Raw genomic sequence first — 24,935 nt, 5'->3', positions numbered from 1 at the left:
AACAAGCACGCGATCACCTTTTCCGGCTAAATCCGGATACAGCGCTTTCGTCTATCTGGCACCTCCGTGCGCGCCCTGATTGGCAGCGTGTGGCCAACCTCACTGGCTGGAAGTTCGCATGAGTCGCTCAACCACCACCCGCCACCGTGTTTTGCTCGGTGGCCTCGGCCTGCTGGCACTGGGCAGCGTACTGGCCTGGGCCAGCTTGCCCTTGGCTGGCGCGCCAGTCAGCACCGTCGCGGTTACCCGCGCCGACATCGAAAGCAGCGTCACCGCGCTGGGTACCCTGCAGCCACGCCGCTACGTCGACGTGGGGGCGCAGGCGTCGGGGCAGATCCGCAAGCTGCACGTCGAAGTCGGCGACCCGATCCGCCAGGGTCAGCTGCTGGTCGAAATCGACCCCTCGACGCAACAGGCCAGGCTCGATGCCGGGCGTTATTCGATCGACAACCTCAAGGCGCAACTGGCTGAGCAACGCGCGCAATTCCAGCTAGCCCAGCAACAACAGCAGCGCCAACGTGCACTGGCTGCCGCCGGCGCCACCCGTGCCGAAGACCTGCAAAGCGCTGACGCCCAGCTCAAGGTCACCCAGGCGCGCATCGACATGTACCAGGCGCAGATCCGCCAGGCCCAGGCCAGCTTGCGCAGTGATGAAGCCGAGCTTGGCTACACGCGTATCTTTGCCCCAATGGACGGTACGGTGGTGGCGCTGGACGCGCGCGAGGGCCAGACCCTCAACGCCCAACAGCAGACCCCGCTGATCCTGCGCATCGCCAAGCTGTCGCCGATGACCGTCTGGGCGCAGGTCTCGGAAGCCGACATCGGCAAGGTCAAGCCGGGCATGAGCGCTTACTTCACCACCCTCGCCGGCGGCAAGCGCCGCTGGACCAGCCAGGTAAGGCAGATCCTGCCGATCCCGCCCAAGCCGTTGGATCAGACCAGCCAGGGTGGCGGCAGCCCGGCCAGCGCCAGCGCCGGTACCACCGGCAGCCAGGTGGTGCAGTACACGGTACTGCTGGATGTCGACAATCCCGACGGCGCGCTGATGGCCGAGATGACCACCCAGGTGTTCTTCGTCGCCGGCCAGGCCAGCCAGGTCCTGACCGCGCCATTGGCCGCCTTCGACGAAGGCAAGGCCGAGGGCCTGCGCCTGGCGCAGGTGGTCAAGCGCGACGGCAAGATCGAGCAGCGCGAGGTCCGCACCGGCCTCAGTGATCGACTGCGCGTGCAGATCCTCGACGGCCTCGCCGAAGGCGAGCAACTGGTCATCGGCGCGCCCAGCGCCAGCGGAGGTTGAATGTCTGTGCCTCTGATCGAGCTGAACGGCATCTGCAAAGTCTACGGCGGTATCGACAGCCCTGAAGTGCAGGTATTGCGCGGGGTCAGCCTGAGCATTCATCCGGGTGAATTCGTCGCCATCGTCGGCACCTCCGGTTCCGGCAAATCGACCTTGATGAACATCCTCGGCTGCCTCGACCGGCCCTCCTCCGGCAGCTACCACTTCGCTGGCAAGAACGTTGCAGAACTGGACAGCGATGAGCTGGCCTGGCTGCGCCGCGAAGCGTTCGGTTTCGTCTTCCAGGGCTACCACCTGATTCCGTCTGGCTCAGCCCAGGAAAACGTCGAGATGCCGGCCATCTACGCCGGGACCGCGGCCGCCGAGCGCCATGCCCGTGCCGCCGCCCTGCTCGACCGGCTGGGCCTGGCCAGCCGCACCGGCAACCGTCCGCATCAGTTGTCGGGCGGCCAGCAGCAGCGAGTATCGATTGCCCGTGCCCTGATGAACGGCGGCCATATCATCCTGGCCGACGAGCCGACCGGTGCGCTGGACAGCCACAGCGGCGCCGAGGTGATGAACCTGCTCGACGAACTGGCCAGCCAGGGCCATGTGATCATCCTGATCACCCACGACCGCGAAGTCGCGGCCAGAGCAGCGCGGGTGATCGAGATTCGTGACGGGCAGATCGTCAGCGACTCGGCGGCTGGCCAGCCGCCTGTGGTCATACAAGGGCTGCAGGCCGATGACCTACGCCAGCGTCTGGATCAGGGCGCCGTCGAGCGCGGCGCCTGGAAAGGCGAGCTGGTCGAAGCCTTGCAAGCCGCCTGGCGGGTGATGTGGATCAACCGCTTTCGCACCGCACTGACCTTGCTTGGCATCGTCATCGGCGTCGCCTCGGTGGTGGTCATGCTCGCTGTAGGCGAAGGCAGCAAGCGCCAGGTCATGGCGCAGATGGCCGCGTTTGGCTCGAACATCCTCTACCTGAGCGGGCGCCACGCCACCCTGCGCGAACCGGGCGGCATCGTCAGCCTCGATGACGTTGCCGCGGTCGCGCAACTGCCGCAGGTCGAGCGGATCATGCCAGTCATTGGCGGCGAGCTGATGGTCCGTCATGGCAACAACAATCAGCAGTTCTATGTCGGCGGCAACAATATCCAGTTCCCGCATATTCTCAACTGGCCGGTGGTGGCCGGCAGCTTCTTCACCGAGGCCGACGAGCGCTCCGGCGCCGCTGTGGCGGTGATCGGGCAGAAGGTCCGCGACAAGCTGCTCGCCCCGGGCAGCGATCCGATCGGCCAGTACCTGCTGATCGGCAACGTGCCGTTTCAGGTAATCGGCATGCTCGCGGCCAAGGGTGCCAGTTCCGGCGATCAGGACAGCGACGAGCGCATCGTGGTGCCCTATACCGCAGCGGCGATCCGCCTGTTCGGCAGCCACGACCCTGAGTACGTGATCATCGCCGCCGCCGATTCGGCCAGGGTCAGCGCCACCGAAGCAGCCATCGAGCGTTTGATGCGCCAGCGCCACCAGGGCAAGGCGGATTTCGAACTGACCAACGACGCGGCGCTGATTCAGGCCGAAGCACGCACGCAGAACAGCCTGTCGCTGATGCTCGGCGCCATCGCCGCGATCTCGCTGCTGGTCGGCGGCATCGGCGTGATGAACATCATGCTCATGACCGTGCGCGAGCGCACCCGCGAGATCGGCATCCGCATGGCCACCGGTGCCCGTCAGCGCGACATCCTCCGCCAGTTCCTCAGCGAGGCGGTGATGCTGTCGATGGTCGGCGGCGTGACCGGCATTGTCCTCGCCCTGGCGATTGGCGGCGGCCTGCTGCTGGCCGACATCGCCGTAGCCTTCGCCCTGCCGGCCATTCTTGGCGCCTTCGCCTGCGCCGTGGTGACAGGCGTGGTGTTCGGCTTTATGCCGGCGCGCAAAGCCGCCCGCCTCGATCCGGTCAAAGCCCTTACCAGCGAATAATCCATGACCTTGCCCAGCCGCATCAGCCTGTTATCCCTGAGCCTTGCCCTCGCCGCCTGCAGTACCGCGCCCGCCCCCGAGGCCAACCTTCCGGCACCGTCGGCCTGGCAAGGCGGCAGTGAGGTTAACAACCACCCGCTGCCAAATGCCCGCTGGTGGCAGGCGTTTGCCAGCAGCGAGCTGGACGGTCTGGTCGAGCGCGCCCGGCTCAACAGCCACGACCTTGCCGGCGCTGCCGCACGGGTACGCCAGGCGCAGGCGCGAGCGGTGATTGCCGGCGCGCCGTTGCTGCCGGACCTGCAATACGGCCTCGACGCCAGCCGCCAGCGGCTGCTGCGTGGCGAGGGTAACGACCAGCTCGACGCCAGCAGCAGCGAGCGCACCAGCACCGCCTTCGATGCACGCTTGAACGCCAGCTACGAGGTGGACTTCTGGGGCGGTGTGCGCGCCGCCCGCGACAGCGCCCTGCGCGAGGTCGACGCCAGCCGCTTTGATCGGCACACCGTCGAGCTGACCCTGACCAGCGCCGTTGCCGACAGCTACCTGCGTGGCCTGACCCTGCAAGAGCAACTGCGCATCGCCCGCCTCAACCTGGCCAACGCGCGCGATGTGCTCGGCGTGGTCGAGGCGCGCCAGGGTGCGGGGTCTGCCACTCGCCTGGAGCTTGCCCAGCAGCGCAGTCTGGTCGCCGCTCAGGAACGGCAAGTGCCGTTGCTCGAACAACAGTGGCAAGACAACCGCGTGACGCTGGCCACACTGCTCGGCGAACCGGTGCAGAATCTGCCGCAGACCAGCGCCAGCATCAGCGCCGTGCGCTGGCCGCAGATCGGCAGTGGTGTGCCCAGCGACCTGCTCGGCCGCCGCCCGGACATCGCCGCCGCCGAAGCACGTCTGGCCGCCGCCAGTGCCAATGTTCAGGTCGCCCGCGCTGCACTGTTGCCGCGGCTGACCCTGGGCGCCGAACTGGGCAGTGGCGCGCGCACCTTCGCCGACATCCTCGACAGCCCCTACTACACCCTGACAGCCGGGCTGATCGGGCCAATCTTCAATAACGGCCGCCTCAGTGCGGCCCGCGACCTGGCCACGGCCGAGCAGGAGGAACTGCTGGAGAACTACCGCAGCAGCATCGTTGCCGGCTTTGCCGATGTGGAAAAGGCGCTCAACGCGATCAGCGGGATAGACCGTCAGCGCCAGTGGCAGGATGAGGAACTCACCCAGGCCAGGCTGGCTTTCGATATCGCCCAACGCCGCTACAGCGCCGGCGCCGAAACCCTGCTCAGCGTGCTCGAAACCCAGCGCACGCTGTACCTGGCCCAGGACCAACAGGCGCAACTGCGTCTGGCCCGCCTGCAAGGCAGCGTAGCGCTGTACAAAGCCCTGGGCGGTGGCTGGCAGGTCGAGCAGTAGGCGAACGCCCGGGGCCGCGGCCCCAGGCCGGCTTCAGACGATATTCTTCAGCGACAAGTGCCGCGCATACCAAGGCCGCTGCGGCACCTTGCGCACCAACCCGGCGAGCGTGTCGTCTTCAGCAAAAGTGATGCGCAGAGCCAGCTTCATGGTCTCTACGTCCATCTCCACCGACTTGCCCACGCGCAGGCCGGGCGTGCTGCTGCAACCGTGGGTGTCCGGCCCCAGCCACGGATCGCCGACCTCGACGAAGCGTCCAGGCGCAAACCACTTCACCCCGCTCACCTCAAGCCGGCGCACCTGGCCCGGGTGCAGCCGCTCATGGGCCTGATACCAGTCCTCGATGCGCTCGTCGATCCAGCCGTGAAAGCCCCAGAACACTGGGTTGACGTGGGATGAAAACGGATCGCCAAGAAAATCGTTGTCGGCACCGAACCAGCGCGGAGCAAAGTCGCTCGGATCACGGGCAAACGGCACCGGAGCGCCGTTGCTTGGGTCGCGCGGGACCGAGGCCCAGCACATGTGCAGCCAGTCGTGCAGGGTCATTTCCATTTCCGAACCAAGCTCGCCCAGGCTGAGCCTGGCCAGGTACTGCGGGTCCTGATACTGCGACTCCCACACCTGGAAGTTGCTGCAGAACGTTTCGCTGGCCTTGATCGCTGCAACCCACTGGCCATACGGCTCGTCGCCCGGCGCCTGCCAGCTGGGCGGCACACAGCAGCCGTCGTGGTTTTCGTGGTAGCGGGCAAAGCCCTGACGGTCGAACTCGACGTTGGGCTGCGGCAGCGGAAACTGCTGCCAGGCGGGCAAGTCCTGCAACTGCCGCGCTGCCGCGAGCATGTGCCGGTGCATGAACAGAAAGTCGATACCCGAGCCATTGCGGTGCTTGCGCGGGCCGCGGGCATCGCGCTCCTGCTCACGTGGGCCGGGCTGCCAACCGAGCCCACGCAGGGCGTTGCGCTTGTCTTCGGGGAGCTTGTGCCACTGGTCGCGGGTGGCGTGCCAGAGCTGATGGAACAAGCGATGTTCGGGGCTGATCACCCAGGCCTGCATCGCCGCGTTGTACTTCAGGCGCTCACGTGCTTCGGGGAAACTGCGTTTGATCGCAACGAAGCGGCTGTCCGGCACCGGCAGGGTCAGCGAGCGGTCGACCCGTTGCAAGCGGCCACTGAGGCTGGCGTTGCCGGCATTGGCGAACTCGCCCCAGACCTCATCCAGGGTGGCGATGCACTCGTAGCCGGGGCCGCCGCGCAGGCTGATCAAACGCCAGCGCACCTGCCGCGAATTGGCCCCGACCAGGTCTCCGAGAATGCGGTAGGCGGCCACGCCGTCAGCGCGCAACTGCTCGCCGGTATCGACAAAACCACGCAGGCCACGGCCCTTGGTGGCGACGTCGATAAACGCCTGCACGCCCGTGAGTGGCAAGCCCTCGAGGCCGCCATCAACGCCCTCGAAGCGCAGGTCCCAAACACCGCGCATCTGCTCGGCGAGCACCTGGCCGGTGAAATCGGCAGGCTCCACCGTCGCTTCGCCGGGGGTAACGATGTCGTCGGCCGGGTCGTGGGTCAGCTGCCTGTGCGCGTAGTAAGCCGCCGTGCCAGTAGCCCCCGCCAGCGCCAGGCCAGCGATGAAGCCGCGTCGAGAAATGGTCATTGCGCCTCTGATCAAATGCGATGGTGCTGCAGGTGGTGTCCAAGCTAGAACGGATAACCACAGGTTGAATTTAACGCTCGGCCAGGCGCCGGCGAGCGGGCGACCAGCGCCCGCCCGCCGCAGCTGTCAGAAGCCTTCCAGCTCGGCCATCAGGTCGCTCAGGCGGTCGACCTTGTCGTCATCCAGCACACTGCCCTGCAGCCCTTCGACATACAGCGCCAGTTCCTCGACCGTGCTGCACTCGAACATTGCCCGCAGCGGCACGTTCAGTTGCAGCTGCTTCTGCACCCGCGAGGCGATCTGAGTGGCCAGCAGCGAGTGGCCGCCAAGCTCGAAGAAGTTGTCGCGCACGCCTACCCGCTCGCTGCCAAGCACATCGGCCCAGATCGCGGCCAGGGTCGCTTCCAGCTCGCTGCGCGGCGCCAGGTAGTCCTGGCTGTGCTGAGCACCGATATCTATGGCTGGCAGCGCTTTGCGATCGAGCTTGCCGTTGGCGTTGTGCGGCAGGCTGTCGAACCAGCCCCAGTGCAACGGCACCATGTACTCCGGCAGGTCGCTGCGCAGGCGCTGTTTGACCTGTTCAAGCAACGCTGCATCGGCCGTCACGCCGTGATGCGCCACCAGATAGCCGACCAGGTGCTTGCCGTTGACGCCCTCCTGCACGCCGACGGCGGCGTCGCGGATCTCGCCCTGCTCATGCAGGCGCGCTTCGATCTCGCCCAGCTCGATCCGATAACCGCGGATCTTCACTTGGTGGTCGATGCGACCGACGTATTCGAGCACGCCGTCTACCCGGCGCCGGGCCAGATCACCCGTGCGGTACAAGCGCTCTCCCGGCGCGCCGTATGGATGCGGTATGAACGCGAGGGCCGTGCGCACCGGGTCGCCGACATAGCCGCGGCCCACCCCGGTGCCGGCCACGCACAACTCGCCCACTGCACCCAGCGGCACCAGGGTCTGTTCTTCACCCAGCAGGTACAGCCGGTTGTTGTCGGTCGGCGTACCGATCGGCAGGTAGCTGCCTTCGGTCGACGCTGCATCGACACGGAAGAACGCCACGTCATCCGAGCACTCGGCCGGGCCATAAGCGTTGACCAGGCCAATTGCCGGGTAGCGTTGCAGCCATTGCGCGGCCAGCTCGGGCGGCATTGCCTCGCCGGTCGGCAGCATCCAGCGCAGCCGGTCCAGGTGCTGCTCGGGGTTGGCGAGCATGCCCTGAATCAGCGACGGCACGCTTTCCAGCACGCTGATCCCGCTCGCCTGCACATGGCTGAGCAAGCCTTGCGGGTCATGCGCGATGGCGTTCGGCACGATCTCCACGCGGGCCCCGAACAACGGCGCGGCGAGGAACTGCCAGACCGAAATATCAAAACTTTGCGACGCGGTCTGGGCGATCACGTCGTGCTCGTCCAGCCCCAGGTACGGCACCTTGCTCAACTGGTTGTTGAGCATGCCACGCTGCTCGACCATCACCCCCTTGGGCAAACCGGTGGAGCCGGAGGTGTAGATCACATAGGCGAGGTTGTCCGGGCCGCTGTAGACGCCTGGGTTATGGCTAGCCACGGCGCTATGCTGAATTTCTTCCCACACCAGCAAGGTTGGCCGTACGGCACCGGCCAGCTCATCCAGCAGTTGCCGCGCCTGTTCGGCGTGGGCGGCGGTGCACACCAGCAGCGGCGTGCGGCTCATCTCGACGATGCGTTGCAGGCGCGCCGCTGGCAGCCCGGGGTCGAGCGGCAGATAGCCCGCGCCGGCCTTGAAGCTGCCGACGATCATGCCCAGCAGCGGCAAGCCACGCTCGGCCAGCAGGGCTACGGGTTGATCGATGGCGACGCCCGCTGCGAGCAGCGCGTGGCCCATGCGGTTGGCGGCCAGGTTGAGCCCGGCGTAGTCAAAACTGGCCTCCAGGCAGCGCGCCACGACCCGCTGCGGATGCGCGGCGACGCGCGCTTCAAACAGCTCGACATAGCTCTGTTCAAGGCTGTAGGCATGCTCGCTGCGGTTGCAGTCTTCGAGCAGGAAGCGTTGTTCTTCAGCGCCGAGCAACGCCAGCGCGCTGACCTCGCCGTCAAAGCCCTCGACCAGCGCCAGCAGCAGGCGCTTGAATTCGGCCAGCAAGCGCTCGACCGTGGCGTGATCGAAATAGCGCTGGTCAAACGACAGGTGCAGGCCTAGGTCATCACCGGGGTAGCACACCGCGGTCAGCGGAAAGTTGGTGTGGGTCCGGCCCGAGTCAGAGCTGGCGTTGAGGTGCTGGGCGTGGTCGAGCACGGCCGTTTCCACTGGCGCGTTCTCGAACACGAACAGGCTGTCGAACAGCGCCTGGCCCTTGGGCAGTTCGCTGCGCTCCTGGATCGCCACCAGCGGCAGGTACTCGTATTCACGCAGCTCCATGTTGCGCTCGAGCAGGCCCTGCAGCCACTGCCGCACACTTTGCCGCTGCCCCGGCGCCGGCAATTGCACACGCAGGGCCACGCTGTTGATGAACAGGCCAACCGTGCGCTGCATCTGCGGCATGCTCACCGGCCGCCCAGCCACGGTAACGCCGAAGACCACGTCGCGCTCGCCGCTGAAGCGCGCCAGCACCAGTGCCCAGGCCGCCTGGGCGAAGGTATTGATGGTCAACTGGTGGGCCTGGGCCAACTCACGCAGGCGTGCGCCCTGCTCGACCTGCAGCCGGGTATAGCAGTCGCCGACGATCATGCCGTCGCCGGCATGGTCGTGGCGCAGCGGTCGGTCGCTGGGCAGCGCCGTGGCGCGCTCGAATCCGGCCAGGTTGGCTTGCCACCACTGGCGCGCTTCATCGAGGTCCTGCCGTTGCAGCCAGCCGATGTAATCGCGATAGCGCGGCGGCACTGGCAGTTGCGCCTGGCGGCCCTCACCGAGCGCCTGATAGATCTCGAAGAAGTCGTTCATCAGCAACGAGCGGCACCAGGCATCGATCAGGATGTGGTGATTGCTCATCATGAACCAGTAACGCTCGTCGGCCACGCGCACCAGGCGCAGGTGAAACGGCGCCTGGCTGAGCAATTCGAAGCCCGCTTCGCGTTCCTGCTTGTGCAGCGCTTGCAGGCGTTGCTCCTGGGCCTCTTCATCCAGCTCGCGCCAGTCCTGATAGTCGACCGCGGTGTGGCCCGGCTTATGGATGATCTGCAGCATCGCTTCGCCGGCGCTCCAGCTGAACGAGGCACGCAGGGCTTCGTGACGGGCGACTACCGCCTGCCAGGCCTGGGCAAAGCGCTGCGGCTCGAGCGCGCTGTTGATGCGATAGCGGTCCTGCATGTAGTAGATGCCGGTGCCCGGCTCGAGCAGGGTATGCAGGAGCATGCCCTCCTGCATCGGCGTCATCGGGTAGACGTCGTCGATTTGCGCAGCGGGTACGGGCAGGCTGTCGATCTGCTCCTGGCTCAGGTGAGCGAGGGGGAAGTCCGACGGGGTGAAGCTGCCGTTGCCATCGGCCAGGCAATGGGCAACCAGCGCCAGCAGTTCGCGGCGATAGTCTTCGGCCAGCGCGGCGATGGTGGCGTGCTCGTAGCGCTCGCTGCTGAAGTTCCAGCGCAGTTGCAGGGCACCGCCGTAAACCTGGCCATCGACGCTGAGCCAGTTGGGCAGCGCCGCGTCGAGGTCGTGGGCCAGGCCCGCCGGCGCATCCAGCGGCTGGAACAGCGCATGCGCATCGAACTGCTGGTCGAACTGGCCGAGGTAGTTGAAGGTGATCCGCGCCTGCGGCAGCGCTGCCATGCTTTCGCGGCTGGCGGCGTCAGCGAGGTAACGCAGTACGCCGTAACCGATGCCCTTGTGCGGCACCTGGCGCAGTTGTTCCTTGATGCGTTTGATCGAGCTTGCCTGGGCCTGATCGTGTTCGCCTGGCTCGATGGCCAGGGCCAGTGGATAGGCATTGGTAAACCAGCCGACGCTGCGGGTCAGGTCGAGGTCTTCGAACAAGCCTTCGCGGCCGTGGCCTTCCAGTTGCACCAGCACTTCGCGGTCGCCGCTCCAGCGGCACAGGGTGCGCGCCAGGGCGGTCAGCAGCAGGTCGTTGACCTGGGTGTGATAGGCCGCCGGCGCCTGCTGCAGCAGCTGGCGGGTTTGTTCGACCTCAAGGTTGATGCTCAGGGTCTGTGCATGTCGGTTGAGGTTGCCGCCCTGAGGATGATCACAGGGCAGCTCACGGCGCACGCCAGCCAGTTGCGTCTGCCACCAGCCAAGCTCATCGCGCAGCGAGTCGCTGCCGGCATAGGTAGCCAGGCGCGCTGCCCAGTCGCCCATGGCGTGGGTCTTGGCCGCGAGACTGGCGCCGCGGTACAGCGCCTGCAAGTCCTCGAGCAGCACCCGCCAGGACACGCCATCGACCACCAGGTGGTGGATAACGACCAGCAAACGCTGCTGGCCTTGTCCATCACTGACCAGCAAGGCGCGCAGCAGCGGCCCTTGCTGCAGGTCGAGGCTGCGTTGCACATCGGTATACAGCGCCTGGCAGCCGTCCAGATCGGCGACCGTTGCCGTCCACAGCAGTTGCTCGCTGGTCGGCTGTTGATACTCGCCGTGCCAGCGACCGTTCACCTGATTGAAGCGCAGCCGCAAGCTGTCGTGCTGGACCAGCAACGCGGCCAGCGCCTGTGCCAGGCTCGCCGCCAGCAATGGCTCACGGACCTGCAACAGCACGGCCTGGTTCCAATGCTGCGGCTCGACCACTTCACTGTCGAAGAACCATTGCTGGATCGGCGTCAACGCGCTGCTGCCGACCCGCGCGCCCTGCTCGATCACGCTAGGCGCATCGCTGTGCCTGACTACCGCGGCGAGTGCCTGGATGGTTTGGTGCTGGAACAGGTCGCGCGGGGTGAACTGTAGGCCCAGTTGGCGGGCCCGGCTGACCACCTGGATCGACAGAATCGAATCGCCGCCCAGCTCGAAGAAATTGTCCTGCACACCGACCCGGGCGACGTTGAGCACCTCCCGCCAGACCTGCGCCAGTTGCTCCTCTAGCGCATTCGCCGGGGCTTGATAATGCAGCTGCACCAGCTCCAGATCCGGCGCTGGCAAGGCGCGGCGGTCGAGCTTGCCGTTGCCCATCAGCGGCAGCTGGGCGAGCAGCACCAGGTGTGCGGGGACCATATAGTCCGGCAGGTGCCGGCGGGCATGAGCCTTCAGCGCTTCGCGCAGATCGGCCTGAGTAGCCGCGTCGGCGTTGGCCTGAGCGCAGACCAGATAGCCGACCAGCTGCTTGCCGCCGGGCAAGTCCAGCGCCAGCACCACTGCCTCGTCGATATCGGCGTAGGCTTGCAGGCGGCTTTCGATTTCACCCAGTTCAATCCGGAAGCCACGGATCTTCACTTGCTGGTCGGCACGGCCAACGTATTCGACCAAGCCATCAGCACGCAGGCGCACGCGGTCGCCGGTGCGGTACAGGCGGCCGCCGTCGCGGCTGAACGGGTCGGCGACAAAACGCTCGGCAGTCAAACCGGGGCGGTCGTGATAACCCTGGGCCAGGCCGGCGCCGCCGATGTACAGTTCGCCGATGCCGCCCTGGGGCAACAGCGCCAGATCGTCATCCAGCACGTACGCGCTGCGAGCGCCGATCACTTGGCCGATCGGCACGCTGCCAGCTTCGGCCGGCAGGGTCGGCGGCGCCAGACACGCGAGCGGCATGACCACGGTTTCGGTCGGCCCATAGGCGTTGAACAGCTGCTGCGGAACAAACGCCTGGCGGATCCGCTGCAGGTGCTCGCCGGTCAGCGCTTCACCGCCGGTGATTACCAGACGCACTGGCAATTGCTCGGCGCTGCTGGCCAGGTACTGAGCCAGCTGGCTGCCGTAGCTTGGGGTAAAGCCAAGAATGTTCACCTGCTGCTCGCGCACCAGCTGGCAGATTTCCTCGGCGCCCCACTGCCCTTGCCCGCGCAAGACCACCCGCGCACCGCACAACAGCGGCGCCAGCAGGCGCTCACTGGCAGCATCGAAGTTGATCGAATAGAAGTGCAGCTCGCAGTCGTCGCTGCGCATGCCGAACGCGCTGATCACGGCCTGGCAATGCATGGCGATTTCGCCGTGGCTGACCACCACGCCCTTGGGCTGGCCGGTCGAGCCGGAGGTGTAGATCAGGTAGGCCTGATGCTGCGCCAGGCTGAGGTTGGTCAGCGCTGCATCGCTGTAATCAGCCAAGGCCGCGGCATCATCCTCAAGGCACCAACGGCCGACAGTGGCCGGCAACTCGCCGAGCCGCTCGAACAAATCGCGCTGGCCGAGCAGCAGGCCGATGCGGCTGTCTTCGATCATGTATTGCAGGCGTTGCAGCGGGTATTCCGGGTCGAGCGGCACATAGGCACCGCCGGCCTTGAGGATTGCCAACAGGCCAACGACCATTTCCAGCGAGCGCTCAAGTGCCAGGCCAACCCGCACTTGCGGGCCGACGCCACGCTCGCGCAGCACCCGCGCCAGGCGATTGGCCTGCTGGTCGAGGGCGGCATAGCTGAGGTGTTCACCGGCAAAGGTCAGCGCCAGCGAATCCGGGCTGCGCTGGGCTTGCACGCTGAACAGACCGTGCAGGGTGTGTTGCAGCTCGCCAGCAGGCTCGCCCTGCAATTGGTCAAGTAGCGCCTGTTGCTCGGCCGCGGCCAGCATCGGCAGCTCGCACAGACGCTGCTGCGGGTCGGCGATCAGCCCAGCCAGCAGCTGTTGCCAGTGCTCGGCCATACGGGCGATGCGCGGTTCATCGAACAGGTCGCGGCTGTAGGTCAGGCAGCAGCCGAGGCGGCCGTCCAGGTCGGTAACTTCCAGGTACAGGTCGAACTTGGTCGCACTGGCGTCGTTGAGCAGGTAGTCGACCTGCATCCCGGCCAGCTCGCGGCTTTGCTGGAAGGCCCAGCGCTGCACGTTGCACATCACCTGGAACAGCGGGTTGTAGGCACTGCTGCGCGCCGGTTGCAAGGCTTCGACCAGTTGCTCGAACGGCAAGTCCTGGTGCGACTGGCCGGCCACGATGGTGTCACGCAGTTGCTCGAGCAGGTCGCCTGCACGCATCTGCCCGTCCAGCTCGCAGCGCAGCACTTGGGTGTTGAGGAAGGCGCCAATAAGGCCTTCGCTTTCCGGGCGAATCCGGTTGGCCACCGGCGCACCGATACGCAGGTCGCGCTGGCCGCTGTAGCGGTGCAGCAAGGCCGCCAGAGTGGCGGTCATGGTCATGAACAGGGTCAGGCCGCGCTCGCCATTGAACGCATGCACCCGCGCCGCCAGTGCCGGGTCGAGGTCGAAGCGGTACAGCCCGCCCTGATGGCTCTGCACCGGCGGCCGTGGGCGGTCGCTGGGCAGTTCCAGCAGCGGCTGTTCATCGCCCAGCCGGGCCTGCCAGTAGGCCAGCTGGCGCTGGCCTTCGCCGCCTTCCAGCCATTGCCGCTGCCACACGCTGTAGTCCAGGTACTGCACTGGTAACGGCGCCAGCGGCGACTCGCGATCATCGACAAAGGCTTCGTACAGCTCACCCAGTTCGCGGGCAAAGATGTCCATCGCCCAGCCTTCGGTGACGATATGGTGCAAGGTCAGGACAAAATAGTGCTCGCGCTCGCCGGCCTTGACCAGGCAGGCGCGCAGCAGCGCACCGCGCTCCAGATCGAACGGCTGGTGCGCCTGTTGATCGGCCAGCGCTTGCAGGCGCTGTTGGCGCTGCTCGGCAGCCACCGCGCTGAAGTCATGCCACTGCACCTGCAATGGGCTGTGCTCGGCGACGCACTGGTACGGCACGCCGTCGATGCTCGGGAAGGTGGTGCGCAGGGTTTCGTGACGGGCAATCAACGCATGCAGGGCGCGCTCGAAGGCATCCACGTGCAAGGTGCCGCGCAGGCGCGCCATGCCGCCGACGTTATAGGCCGGGCTGTCCGGCTCCATCTGCCAGAGGAACCACATGCGCTGCTGCGAATACGACAGCGGCACCGCCTGGCGCCGGTCGACCCGCGCAATAGCGCCTTGCTGGTTATGCTCGCCGCGCTCGCGCAGCCCGGCAATCTCGACACAGAATGCGCCCAGCTCGCTGGCATCGAACAAGGTCTTCAACGGCAGTTCGACGTCCAACGCCTGGCGTGTGCGCGAGACGATCTGGGTGGCCAGCAGCGAGTGGCCGCCGAGGGCGAAGAAGTCATCCTGCAAGCCCACCTGCGGCACGCCGAGCACTTCGCGCCAGATTGCCGCGACCTGCTGTTGCAGCGCAGTGTGCGGCTCGACGTGCTGGCGTTGTTGCCAGACCGGCGCCGGCAGCGCCTTGCGCTCGACCTTGCCGCTCGGGCCGATGGGCATCTGAGCAAGGTGGATCAATTGCGCCGGGACCATATAGGCCGGCAGGCGCTCGCTCAGTGCGGCCAGCAGCGCCTCGCTCTGCTCGTTACCGGTGTAATAGCCGAGCAACTGCGCACCAACCGCGTCCTGATGAATCAGCACCACCGCCTGAGAGACGCCCAGCTGAGCCAACAGGCAGGCCTGCACTTCTTCGGGTTCAACCCGGAAGCCACGGACCTTGACCTGCTGATCGAGCCGGCCCAGATATTCCAGCGCCGCATGCTCGGGCAACCAACGGACGCGGTCGCCGCTGCGGTACAGGCGCGCGCCGTTGCCATCGGCCTGCGGCACGAAGCGCTCGGCGGTCAGCCCTGGTCGGTCCAGGTAACCCCGAGCCAGGCCGACGCCACCCAGGCACAGCTCGCCCGGCACACCTGGCGGACTCAGCTCGAGCTCGTCATCGAGCACATGGCAGAGCACGTTGGCCAGCGGCCTGCCAATCGGTGAACGCTCGCCATCGCTGGGCTGGCAATGCCAATGGGTTACGTTGATTGCGGTTTCGGTCGGGCCATAGCGGTTGTGTAGGTGCACCTGCGGCAGTACCTGCAGAACCCGATCACGCAGGCTGGCCGACAACGCCTCGCCACCGGAGAACAGCCGGCGCAGGCTCGTGCAGCTCGCAGTCAGCGGCTCCTCGACAAACACCTGCAGCAACGGCGGGACGAAGTGCAGCGTGGTCACGCCAAACTGCTGCACCAGCTCGGCAATGCGCTGCGGATCACGGTGCTCGCCGGGGCCGGCGAGGACCAACGGGCAACCGGTGAGCAGCGGCCAGAAGCACTCCCACACCGACACGTCAAAACTGATCGGTGCCTTCTGCAGCAGCACATCGCTGGCCTCCAGTGCATAGCTGGTCTGCATCCACTGCAGGCGCTCGGCCAATGCCCCATGGGTATTGCCGACGCCTTTGGGCTGGCCGGTGGAGCCTGAGGTGTAGATTACGTAGGCGAGGTTGTCGCCTTCCAGATGCAGCCCCGGCGCATGGCTTGGCCAGCTGTCCAGGTGCAACTGGTCAAGGGCGATCACGCTGACCTCGGCACGCTGCGGCAGCTGTGCCAGGCAGTCGCTGTGGCTGAGCAACAGGCTCGCGCCACAGTCGGCGAGCATGAACGCCAGCCGCTCGGCAGGGTAATCGACGTCCAGCGGCACATAGGCGCCACCGGCCTTGAGGATCGCCAGCAAGCCGACCAGCAACTGTGGCGAGCGCTGCAGGGCAATCGCCACACAGGTATCGGGGCCGACACCTTTGTCGCGCAGGTAATGCGCCAGGCGGTTGGCCTGCTGGTGCAGGCTGGCGTAATCGAGGCTGCCGCCGTCCCAGAGCAGAGCCGGCTGTTGCGGGGTCAGGCGCGCCTGTTCGTTGAGCTGCTCGACCAGCAAGCGCTGCGGCGCCGGCGCTGCGCACTGGCCCCATTGCAGCAGTTGCGTGCGCGAGGCGGCATCAAGCAACTGCACATCGCCCAGCGCCAGCTGCGGTTGAGCGCTGACCTGTTCGAGCAAGGCCAGCAGGTGCTGCGACAGGCGCCGCACGGTGGCCGCGTCGAACAGCTCGGCGGCATAGTCGAAGGCCAGGCTGAGGCGGCCCTGCTGGTCTTCTTCGCTGTGCAGTTGCAGGTCGAACTTGGCTTCACGGCTGTGCCATGGCAACTCTTCGGCGAGCAAACCAGGCAGGCGGCGCAGCGCTGACAGATCGCGTTGCTGATGGTTGAACATGACCTGGAACAGGCCCTGCTCACGCGCCTGCGGCAGTGTTTCAAGCAGCTGCTCGAACGGCAGGTCCTGATGCGCCTGCGCCTCGATCGTGGCCTGACGCACCTGGGCCAGCAACTGGCTGAACGGCTGGCGGCCATCGAGCTGCGCACGCAGCACCTGGGTATTGATGAAGAAGCCAACCATGCCCTGAGTTTCCAGGCGTGGGCGGTTGGCATTGGGCACGCCAACGCGGATGTCGTGCTGCCCGCTGTAGCGGTGCAGCAAGCCCTGCCAGGCAGCCAGCAGGATCATGAACAGGCTGGCCTGTTGCTGCTCGGCAAGCTGCTTGAGCGCGGTGGTGAGCTGGGCCGGGACTTTTACGCTGAGGCGCTCGGCGCGCAGTGTGCGCTGGCTCGAACGCGGCTGATCGGTGGCCAGATCGAGCACCGGCAGATCATCACCCAATTGCGCTTGCCAGTATTCGAGTTGTGCTGCAGCCGCGCCCTCGGCCAGCCACTGGCGCTGCCAGATGCCGTAATCGGCGTAGCCCAACGGCAGCGCTGGCAGGCTGACGTGCTGGCCCTGGCAGCGGGCCGCGTACAGGCGAGCGTACTCATCCAGCAGAATGTTCAGCGACCAGCCGTCAGCGACGATGTGGTGCAGCGTCAGCCACAGCTGGTGCTGCTCATCATCCAGCCGCGCCAGAGTAGCGCGCAGCAGCGGCCCATTGCCCAGATCGAACGGCTGCTGCGCCTCGGCTTCGCGGCGGGCCGCAACCTGCGCGGGGTCCAGCCCATGCAGGTCAAGCTGAGCGAGCTCCAGTTGCAGCTCAGGCAGCACCCGTTGCAGGGCCTGGCCGTCGACTTCGCTGAACACCGTACGCAACGATTCATGCCGGCTGACCAGCGCTTGCAGGCTGTGCTGCAGCGCGGCAACGTCGAGTTCGCCGCGCAGGTGCAGGCCGGCCGGGATGTTGTAGGCTGCCGACTGCGGTTGCAGCTGCCACAGCAGCCACAGGCGGTTTTGCGCAAGCGACTGCGGCAGTGGCTGAGCGCGGCCGCGCACGTCGATATGAGTGCGCTGCTGGCCGCCGTCAGCCAGCAGTGCAGCTACCGCTGTGCTGTAGTCAGCCAGCACCGGGGCGTCGAACAGGGTGCGCAGGCTCAGCTCGATGCCAAGCTCGTCTGCCAGTTGCGCGGTCGCCTGCGTGGCGGCAATCGAGTTGCCACCCAGCAGCAGGAAGTGGTCATCGGCCGCCACCGCTTCGACCTTGAGCAGGTCACGCCAGATGGCAGCGATGCGCGCTTGCAGGGGCTCTGTCACAGAGGCCGCCGACGCCACGCTGCTGATCGCCGGGAAGCGCGCGTAGCAATCAAGGCTGCCGTCATCCATGCGCTGGCGACAGGCCGCGCGTTGCAGCTTGCCGCTGGAAGTCTTCGGTAGCGCGCCGGGGTTGAGCAGCAGCACTGCCGCCGGTGCCTGCCGACAGGCATCGGCGATCACCTGGCGCAGGGTCTTGATCAGCGCCTCGGGAGCGGTCGACTTCTGCACATTGCGGCTCACTTCGACAGCGACACCGATGCCCTCCTCGCCGTTGTCGTCGACGGCGAATACCGCCACCCGCCCCTTGCGCAGCCCTTCGACTTCGCGCTCGAGGGTCTGCTCCAGGTCCTGCGGGTAGAGGTTTTGCCCACGTACGATGAGCATGTCTTTCAGGCGCCCGGTGACGAATATCTCGCCGTCGCGGATAAAGCCCAGGTCGCCCGTGCGCAGCCAGGTCTGGCCGTTCATCTCGACGAAGGTGCGTGCCGTCGCTTGCGGGTTGCGCCAATAGCCACGGGCGATGCTCGGGCCGGCGGCCCAGATTTCCCCGACCTGGTTATCCGCCAGCAGCTGTTGCTGCTGTGGTTCGACGATGCACACGGCGTGCTCGGGTTGCGGATAGCCGCAGCTCATCAACACACTGCCCTCGCCGCTTTCGATACGGTGCTCGGCCAGCGCCTGGGCATCGACCTGCAGAGCAGCAATGCCATGAGCGCGACGGCTGCCGCTGACGAACAAGGTGGCTTCGGCCAGGCCGTAACTGGCGAAGTAGCTGCTGCGCTCGAAGCCGCATGGCTGAAACTTGCTGGCAAAGGTTTCCAGGCTGTCCTGGCGGATCGGCTCGGAACCGGAATACGCCACCCGCCAGCGGCTAAGGTCGAGCCCGGCCAAGGCCGCTTCGCTAACCCGTTCACTGCACAGGCGATAGGCAAAATCCGGCCCGCCGCTGATGGTGCCGCCGTACTCGCTGATCGCCTGCAGCCAGCGCAGCGGCCGGGCCAGGAAGTACCCCGGCGACATCAGCACACACGGCACGCCACTGAAGATCGGCTGCAGCAAGCCGCCGATCAAGCCCATGTCGTGGTACAGCGGCAGCCAGCTGACGATGACGTCGTCGGGGTTCAGGTCGATGCCAAAGCCCTGGCGAATCAGTTGCTCGTTGGCGACCAGGTTGGCATGGCTGACCTGCACGCCCTTGGGCAATGCGGTAGAGCCTGAGGTGTACTGCAAGAAGGCGATGTCATCGCCCGCCAACTGTGGCTCGCGCCACTGCGCCGCCAGCGCCGGGTCGAGCTGGTCGACCGCCAGCAACTGCGGCGCGCCGTCAGCAGCGAGCGCATCAAGTTCCTGCAGGCTGTCGCGCAGGGCTTCCACGGTCAGCAGCAAGCGCGGCTGGGCATCGTCGATGATCGACAACAGGCGCTGTTGATGATGGCGCTTTGCAGACTCCGGCGGATAGGCCGGCACGGCAATCACACCCGCATACAGGCAGCCGAAGAACGCCGCGACGTAATCGGCACCGCTGGGGAACAACAGCACCGCCCGATCACCGAACTCGGCCCGCGCCTGCAGTGCTGCGGCGATGGTCCGCGCCCGCGCATCCAGCGCCTGATAGGTCAGTACTGCCTGCTCGCGCGGGTCATCGGCCAGAAAGCGCAAGGCGATCCGCTCGGGGGTCTGCTTGGCGCGTTGCGCCAGGGCCTGGACCAGCGAGTGCGGGAGTTCGAAGGCGTCCGTCATGGGTGTTCCTGCCAGTGTCTGGGTAAGTCGGGCCTGGCCGTTGCCTCGCTGAATGCGGGCGGCGTAGGCGGCCTTGGGTACACAGGGGAACGGATGGGCAGGGCAAATAATTAACAGTGCGGGCAGCGAGGGGGATGACTGTGCGAGGGCAGGCTTAGATCAAACACGAATAGATACTCATTAACTTTCGTATTTGACAACCATTATCATTCCGCCTAATTTGTCGCTCGTCGCAGGAAGCGCCCTATCCAAAAGCGCTCCTATTCCTAAAAGAGCTAAGGTGATTTCCATGGCGGAACAACTATCCACAAGTAAGTGCGATTCACCCTTACTCCAGGCGTTCGTCGACAATCGCAGCATTCTCCTCAAAATAGCCGCGCGCATCACTGGCTGCCGCTCGCGTGCCGAGGATGTTGTTCAGGACGCCTTCTTCCGGCTCAACGCCGCACCGCAGATCACCTCCTCGATCAAAGCTCAACTCAGCTATCTGTTCCAGATCGTGCGTAACCTGGCCATCGATCACTATCGCAAACAGGCGATGGAGCTGAGGTATTCGGGCACCGAAGAGGAAGGCATGAACGTGGTGATCGTCAATGCATCGCCCGAGCACACCCACATCAACCTGGCTGCGCTTGAACACATTGCCGATGCATTGAATGAACTGCCCCAGCGCACCCGTTATGCCTTCGAGATGTACCGGCTGCACGGCGTCCCGCAGAAAGACATCGCCAAGGAACTTGGCGTCTCGCCGACACTGGTCAACTTCATGATTCGCGACGCCCTGATCCATTGCCGCAAAAGCGCCCAGCCGCACGCTTGAGGGCTACTGCGGGCTCATCGTCTGGATCTGATAGGGCTGAAAAATCCGCGTCAATTCACCGTTGCTGCGCAGTTGTTGCAATAGCGCGGCAAATGCCTGCGGGCTGATCGGTGCATTCGGGCGCAGCAGTGCGTAATGATGATAAAGCTGATCGACCCGTTCCGAGCCCATCAACTGCTCGCGGCTGGCAGGGTTGCGAGCAAGAAAATCATTGAAATACGAGCGCGTTACCAGGGCAATGTCGGCGCGCCCTCGCTGGACCATTAACAGGTTGCTGTCATGCGAGTAGGTCAAGGTCGCATGGTAGTTCGCACTGAGCTGCTGTGGGTCGGCGTTGAAGTCGGCGAAGGCGTAATGATAGCCGTGGTAAACAGCCAGACGCTTGCCATGCAGCTCAGCGAAGTAATTCTGGTCCCTTCCCGGCTGGCGCCGCGCGACAAAAATTTCGGCATCTTCCAGGCCCATGTCGACGGCCTGGTGGGGGACCTGTTGCCAGCCCCACTGAGGGTTCTCGAAAATCGCCATGTCGGTGCGCCCTTGCTCCAGGTCGGCAAAGCGCCGCGGAATCGAGGTGGGCACCAGAACGAAGAAGTAGTCCTTTTGCAGCGTGTTGAGCGCCTGTGTCAGTTGCGGCAGCAGGCCACTGTCGGCGCCCCGCTCCGGGCGTTCGGTATAAGGCGGAAAATGCGCCGCACCGATGCGCACCTCGATGCCTGCCTCGGGTTCGGCACAGGCAGGCGCGACGTGCCCCAGCAGAGCAACCAGCAACAGCGACGAGCAGGCCTTGAGCCTGGGCAGTGGAATCAACACAGACACTTGCAGACACACCAAACCTTGATGCGCCTAAGCTAGGCGTTTTCTGCAAGCGGCACAACCAGCACATATGCCAAAGTGCCATAGGGTGCCTGTTTGGCCGAGTTTGGCTACTCTCTAGCGAGTCTTGCAAGGGAGCCTGCCATGGCCCATTGGTTAGTGATCGACCTGGAGGCCACCACCGACGACGGTGGCTGGCCGCTCACAGAGATGGAAATCATTGAAATCGGCGCCAGCCTGGTGACGCGGCAAGGCCATGAGGTCGACCAGTTCCAGTGCTTCGTCAAACCGAAAAAACGCCCGCAGTTGACTCCGTTCTGCCGCAAGCTGACCCACATCAGCCAGGCGGACGTCGACGCCGCCGCGTGTTTTCGTGAGGCCTGGGCTGGGTTCGAGGGCTGGCTGAGTACGCATGCCGATGAACTGCAAGCCTGGGTCAGCTGGGGCGACTATGACCGCCGCCAGCTGCTGCAGGAATGGCACGACTATAAAGTGCGCAGCGTGCTCCAGGACACCGCCCACATCAACCTCAAGCAGCGCTTCGCCAAGGCCCGCCACCTGCAACGCCCGGCCGGGCTCAACAGCGCCCTGCAACTGGCTGGCCTGCAGTTCAGCGGCCAGCAGCACCGCGCCCTCGAAGATGCGCGCAACACCGCGCGCTTGCTGCCGCTGAGCCTGCCGGCCGAGAGCCCCTGAAAGCAGATGACGACACGCTGGGGCTTGGGCATACTGGCCAGCCCCTTTTTCATCCCCCCTTTACAGGAGTCGCCCCCATGTTCAAGGTCAACGAGTACTTTGATGGCACCGTCAAGTCGATCGCTTTCGAAGGCACTGAAGGCCCGGCCACCGTCGGCGTCATGGCCCCGGGCGAATACGAGTTCGGCACCGCCAAGCGCGAAATCATGCACGTGGTTTCCGGCGCCCTGACCGTCAAGCTGCCGGGCAGCGACAACTGGCAGGAATTCATCGCTGGCAGCCAGTTCAACGTGCCTGCCGACAGCAAGTTCCAGCTCAAGGTCGCAGTTGCAACCGCTTACCTGTGCGAATACCGCGACTGATCCAGCAATCGCATTGGCTCTGCAGGCGCGGCGCCTGCTGAGTTGCTGCTCAGCGCTGGATGAAGCGGGCAACCCGTTCTGCGGTGGTTTGCAGGTGCTGCTCATGGGTGAAGCCCGACGCTTTCAGCGGCTTGAGGTCATGATCCGCCGCCGCCAGCCAGCACAGTTCGATGGCTGACGACAGCTGGTAGCCCGCGACCGTTTCCCGGTTGCCCAGGGCATCGCGCTCGCCCTGCACAATCAAGGTCGGTGTCTGCAGTTCCGCCAAGTGCGCGACCCGCGGCTTTTCCGGCTTGCCCGCTGCGTAGAACGGATATCCCAGGCACACCAGTGCATCTACCTGCAGTTCATCGGCCAGCAAACTGGCCATGCGCCCGCCCATTGACTTGCCGCCAATCGCCAGCGGCCCTGTGACCAATGGTCGCACCTGTTGATACACCTCGCGCCAGCATTCAAGCAAAACCTTCTGCGGGTTAGGTGGCCGCCTGCCGCCTGTTGCGCGCCGTTGGGCCATGTACGGGAACTCGAAGCGTAGCAGCGCCAGCCCTTGCCCTGTCAGCCTTTGCGCCATGTCGTTCATGAACCCGCTGTCCATCGGTGCGCCAGCACCGTGGGCCAGGATCAAACACCCCACATAGCCCTGCTCGCCACCGGCTTGCGGTAGATCGCAGCGCAAGCCTGAAACATTTGCCACTTGCGCCCATTGATCCCCGTCAATACCGGCATTTTGCCCATCTCTCATTCTTGCCTCGCTGTTTAGTCTGCCTATAACCGTGGATGGGAACCCATACATGAACACAACACCCAGAACCGCCTACAACTACAAGGTGGTCCGCCAATTCGCCATTATGACGGTGGTGTGGGGAATCGTCGGGATGGGGCTCGGCGTTTTCATCGCTGCCCAACTCGCCTGGCCTGCCCTCAACTTCGACCTGCCGTGGACCAGCTTTGGCCGCCTGCGACCGCTGCACACCAACGCAGTGATCTTCGCCTTCGGCGGCTGCGCGCTGTTTGCCACCTCGTATTACTCGGTGCAGCGCACCTGCCAGACCACCCTGTTCGCGCCGCGCCTGGCGGCATTCTCGTTCTGGGGCTGGCAACTGGTGATCGTGCTCGCCGCGATCAGCCTGCCGCTGGGCTACACCAGCTCCAAGGAATACGCCGAGCTGGAATGGCCGATCGACATCCTGATCACCATTGTCTGGGTGGCCTACGCGATCGTGTTCTTCGGTACGCTGATCAAGCGCACCACCAAGCACATCTATGTGGGTAACTGGTTCTTCGGTGCGTTCATCCTCACCGTGGCGCTGCTGCACATCGTCAACAACCTGGAAATCCCTGTCAGCCTGACCAAGTCCTACTCGGTGTATGCCGGCGCAACCGACGCCATGGTGCAGTGGTGGTACGGCCACAACGCGGTGGGCTTCTTCCTGACCGCAGGCTTCCTCGGCATGATGTACTACTACGTGCCCAAGCAGGCCGAACGCCCGGTGTATTCCTATCGGCTGTCGATCGTGCACTTCTGGGCACTGATCACCCTGTACATCTGGGCCGGCCCGCACCACCTGCACTACACCGCCCTGCCTGACTGGGCGCAGTCGCTGGGCATGGTCATGTCGCTGATTCTGCTCGCGCCAAGCTGGGGCGGCATGATCAACGGCATGATGACCCTGTCGGGCGCCTGGCACAAACTGCGCAGCGACCCGATTCTGCGCTTCCTCGTGGTGTCGCTGGCGTTCTACGGCATGTCGACCTTCGAAGGGCCGATGATGGCGATCAAGACCGTCAACGCCTTGTCGCACTACACCGACTGGACCATCGGCCACGTCCATGCCGGCGCGCTTGGTTGGGTAGCGATGATTTCCATCGGTGCGCTGTACCACACCATCCCGAAAATCTGGGGCAAAGAGCGCATGTACAGCATTGGCTTGATCAATGCGCACTTCTGGCTGGCGACCATCGGCACCGTGTTGTACATCGCCTCGATGTGGGTCAACGGCATCGCCCAGGGCCTGATGTGGCGCGCGGTCAACGCCGACGGCACCCTCACCTACTCGTTCGTCGAAACCCTGGTGGCCAGCCACCCAGGCTTCATCGTGCGCTTCGTCGGTGGTGCGATCTTCCTCAGCGGCATGTTCCTGATGGCCTGGAACACCTGGCGCACGGTGCGCGCACCGGATGCAGCCGCCGCCCCTGCGAACGCCCAGTTGGCCTGAGGAGAGTTGCCTGATGAAACATGAAGTCATCGAGAAAAACGTCGGCCTGCTGGCGGTGTTGATGGTGTTGGCCGTCAGTATCGGCGGCCTGACCCAGATCGTCCCGCTGTTCTTCCAGGACGTCACCAACAAACCGGTCGAAGGCATGAAGCCGTACACCGCGCTGCAGCTGGAAGGCCGCGATATCTATATCCGCGAAGGCTGCGTCGGTTGCCACTCGCAGATGATCCGGCCGTTCCGCGCCGAGACCGAGCGCTACGGGCACTACTCGGTCGCCGGCGAGAGCGTCTGGGACCACCCGTTCCTGTGGGGCTCCAAGCGCACCGGGCCGGACCTTGCCCGAGTCGGCGGGCGCTACTCGGACGACTGGCACCGCGCGCATCTGTACAACCCGCGCAACGTCGTCCCCGAGTCGAAAATGCCGTCCTACCCATGGCTGGTCGCCGACCAGGTCGACAACAGCCACACCGAGACCAAGATGCGCGCCCTGCGCACCCTCGGCGTGCCTTACACCGACGCGGATATCGCCGGTGCCCGTGACGCCGTCAAGGGCCATACCGAGATGGACGCGCTGGTCGCCTACCTGCAGGTGCTCGGCACTGCGATCAAGAACAAGAGGTAAGCAATGG

At 65.3% G+C, this 24,935-nt stretch carries 12 protein-coding genes; 8 read left to right on the top strand and 4 right to left on the bottom strand.

What is annotated here, in order from left to right:
* Nucleotides 1–118: 118 nt before the first annotated feature.
* Genes ACIOAU_RS03705 through ACIOAU_RS03695 form a run of 3 tightly spaced genes read left to right on the top strand, consistent with a single transcriptional unit; the run spans nt 119 to nt 4,666 of the window.
* Nucleotides 119–1,297, top strand: coding sequence for an efflux RND transporter periplasmic adaptor subunit (locus ACIOAU_RS03705; RefSeq protein WP_101318096.1), 1,179 nt, complete (start codon nt 119–121; stop codon nt 1,295–1,297).
* Nucleotides 1,298–3,259: a MacB family efflux pump subunit gene (locus ACIOAU_RS03700; protein ID WP_188035659.1), complete on the top strand. Its 1,962-nt coding sequence runs from the start codon at nt 1,298–1,300 to the stop codon at nt 3,257–3,259. It abuts the gene before it with no gap.
* A 3-nt stretch (nt 3,260–3,262) separates the two neighbouring features.
* On the top strand, nt 3,263–4,666 hold the full coding sequence (locus ACIOAU_RS03695) for an efflux transporter outer membrane subunit (RefSeq protein WP_101318091.1): 1,404 nt from the start codon (nt 3,263–3,265) through the stop codon (nt 4,664–4,666).
* Nucleotides 4,667–4,699: 33 nt separating this feature from the next.
* On the opposite strand, the gene ACIOAU_RS03690 is transcribed toward ACIOAU_RS03695, so the two are convergent.
* Both ACIOAU_RS03690 and ACIOAU_RS03685 read right to left on the bottom strand, forming a co-directional pair.
* The gene (locus ACIOAU_RS03690) at nt 4,700–6,319 is read right to left on the bottom strand and encodes a PvdJ/PvdD/PvdP-like protein (RefSeq protein ID WP_401180012.1); all 1,620 of its coding nucleotides are present in this window, start codon (nt 6,317–6,319) and stop codon (nt 4,700–4,702) included.
* A gap of 126 nt (nt 6,320–6,445) precedes the next feature.
* Nucleotides 6,446–19,399 carry a non-ribosomal peptide synthetase gene (locus ACIOAU_RS03685; RefSeq protein WP_401180009.1) on the bottom strand — a complete coding sequence of 4,318 codons (12,954 nt, stop codon included), beginning with the start codon at nt 19,397–19,399 and terminating at the stop codon, nt 6,446–6,448.
* Between the two features lie 289 nt (nt 19,400–19,688).
* Here ACIOAU_RS03685 and ACIOAU_RS03680 point away from each other — a divergent pair, with 289 nt between their 5' ends.
* A complete protein-coding gene (locus ACIOAU_RS03680) occupies nt 19,689–20,219 on the top strand; it encodes an RNA polymerase factor sigma-70 (RefSeq protein WP_150569709.1) in 531 nt (176 codons plus the stop codon).
* Between the two features lie 3 nt (nt 20,220–20,222).
* Here the strand turns inward: ACIOAU_RS03680 and ACIOAU_RS03675 are convergent, their stop codons facing one another.
* Nucleotides 20,223–21,026 (bottom strand): substrate-binding periplasmic protein, encoded by an 804-nt coding sequence (locus ACIOAU_RS03675; protein WP_401180171.1) that lies wholly within the window; start codon nt 21,024–21,026, stop codon nt 20,223–20,225.
* 150 nt (nt 21,027–21,176) lie between these two features.
* On the opposite strand from ACIOAU_RS03675, the gene ACIOAU_RS03670 reads away from it, so the two are divergent.
* Both ACIOAU_RS03670 and ACIOAU_RS03665 read left to right on the top strand, forming a co-directional pair.
* Nucleotides 21,177–21,728: an exonuclease domain-containing protein gene (locus tag ACIOAU_RS03670; RefSeq protein ID WP_401180004.1), complete on the top strand. Its 552-nt coding sequence runs from the start codon at nt 21,177–21,179 to the stop codon at nt 21,726–21,728.
* A 77-nt stretch (nt 21,729–21,805) separates the two neighbouring features.
* Nucleotides 21,806–22,090, top strand: a complete 285-nt coding sequence (locus tag ACIOAU_RS03665) for a pyrimidine/purine nucleoside phosphorylase (RefSeq protein ID WP_101318081.1) — start codon at nt 21,806–21,808, stop codon at nt 22,088–22,090.
* 49 nt (nt 22,091–22,139) lie between these two features.
* On the opposite strand, the gene ACIOAU_RS03660 is transcribed toward ACIOAU_RS03665, so the two are convergent.
* Nucleotides 22,140–22,832, bottom strand: a complete 693-nt coding sequence (locus tag ACIOAU_RS03660; protein ID WP_401180000.1) for an alpha/beta family hydrolase — start codon at nt 22,830–22,832, stop codon at nt 22,140–22,142.
* Between the two features lie 49 nt (nt 22,833–22,881).
* On the opposite strand from ACIOAU_RS03660, the gene ccoN reads away from it, so the two are divergent.
* Both ccoN and ccoO read left to right on the top strand, forming a co-directional pair.
* Entirely contained in the window at nt 22,882–24,306 is a 1,425-nt protein-coding gene (ccoN, locus tag ACIOAU_RS03655) for a cytochrome-c oxidase, cbb3-type subunit I (RefSeq protein ID WP_101318077.1), read from the top strand.
* Between the two features lie 13 nt (nt 24,307–24,319).
* Complete coding sequence (ccoO, locus tag ACIOAU_RS03650) at nt 24,320–24,928, top strand: cytochrome-c oxidase, cbb3-type subunit II (protein ID WP_101318075.1); 609 nt, start codon at nt 24,320–24,322, stop codon at nt 24,926–24,928.
* The last annotated feature ends 7 nt before the right edge of the window (nt 24,929–24,935 follow it).

This window comes from Pseudomonas sp. NPDC088322, assembly GCF_044740745.1.
In the GTDB taxonomy this organism is placed as follows: Bacteria; Pseudomonadota; Gammaproteobacteria; order Pseudomonadales; family Pseudomonadaceae; genus Aquipseudomonas; species Aquipseudomonas shirazensis.
This window is presented reverse-complemented; position numbering and strand designations above follow the sequence as displayed.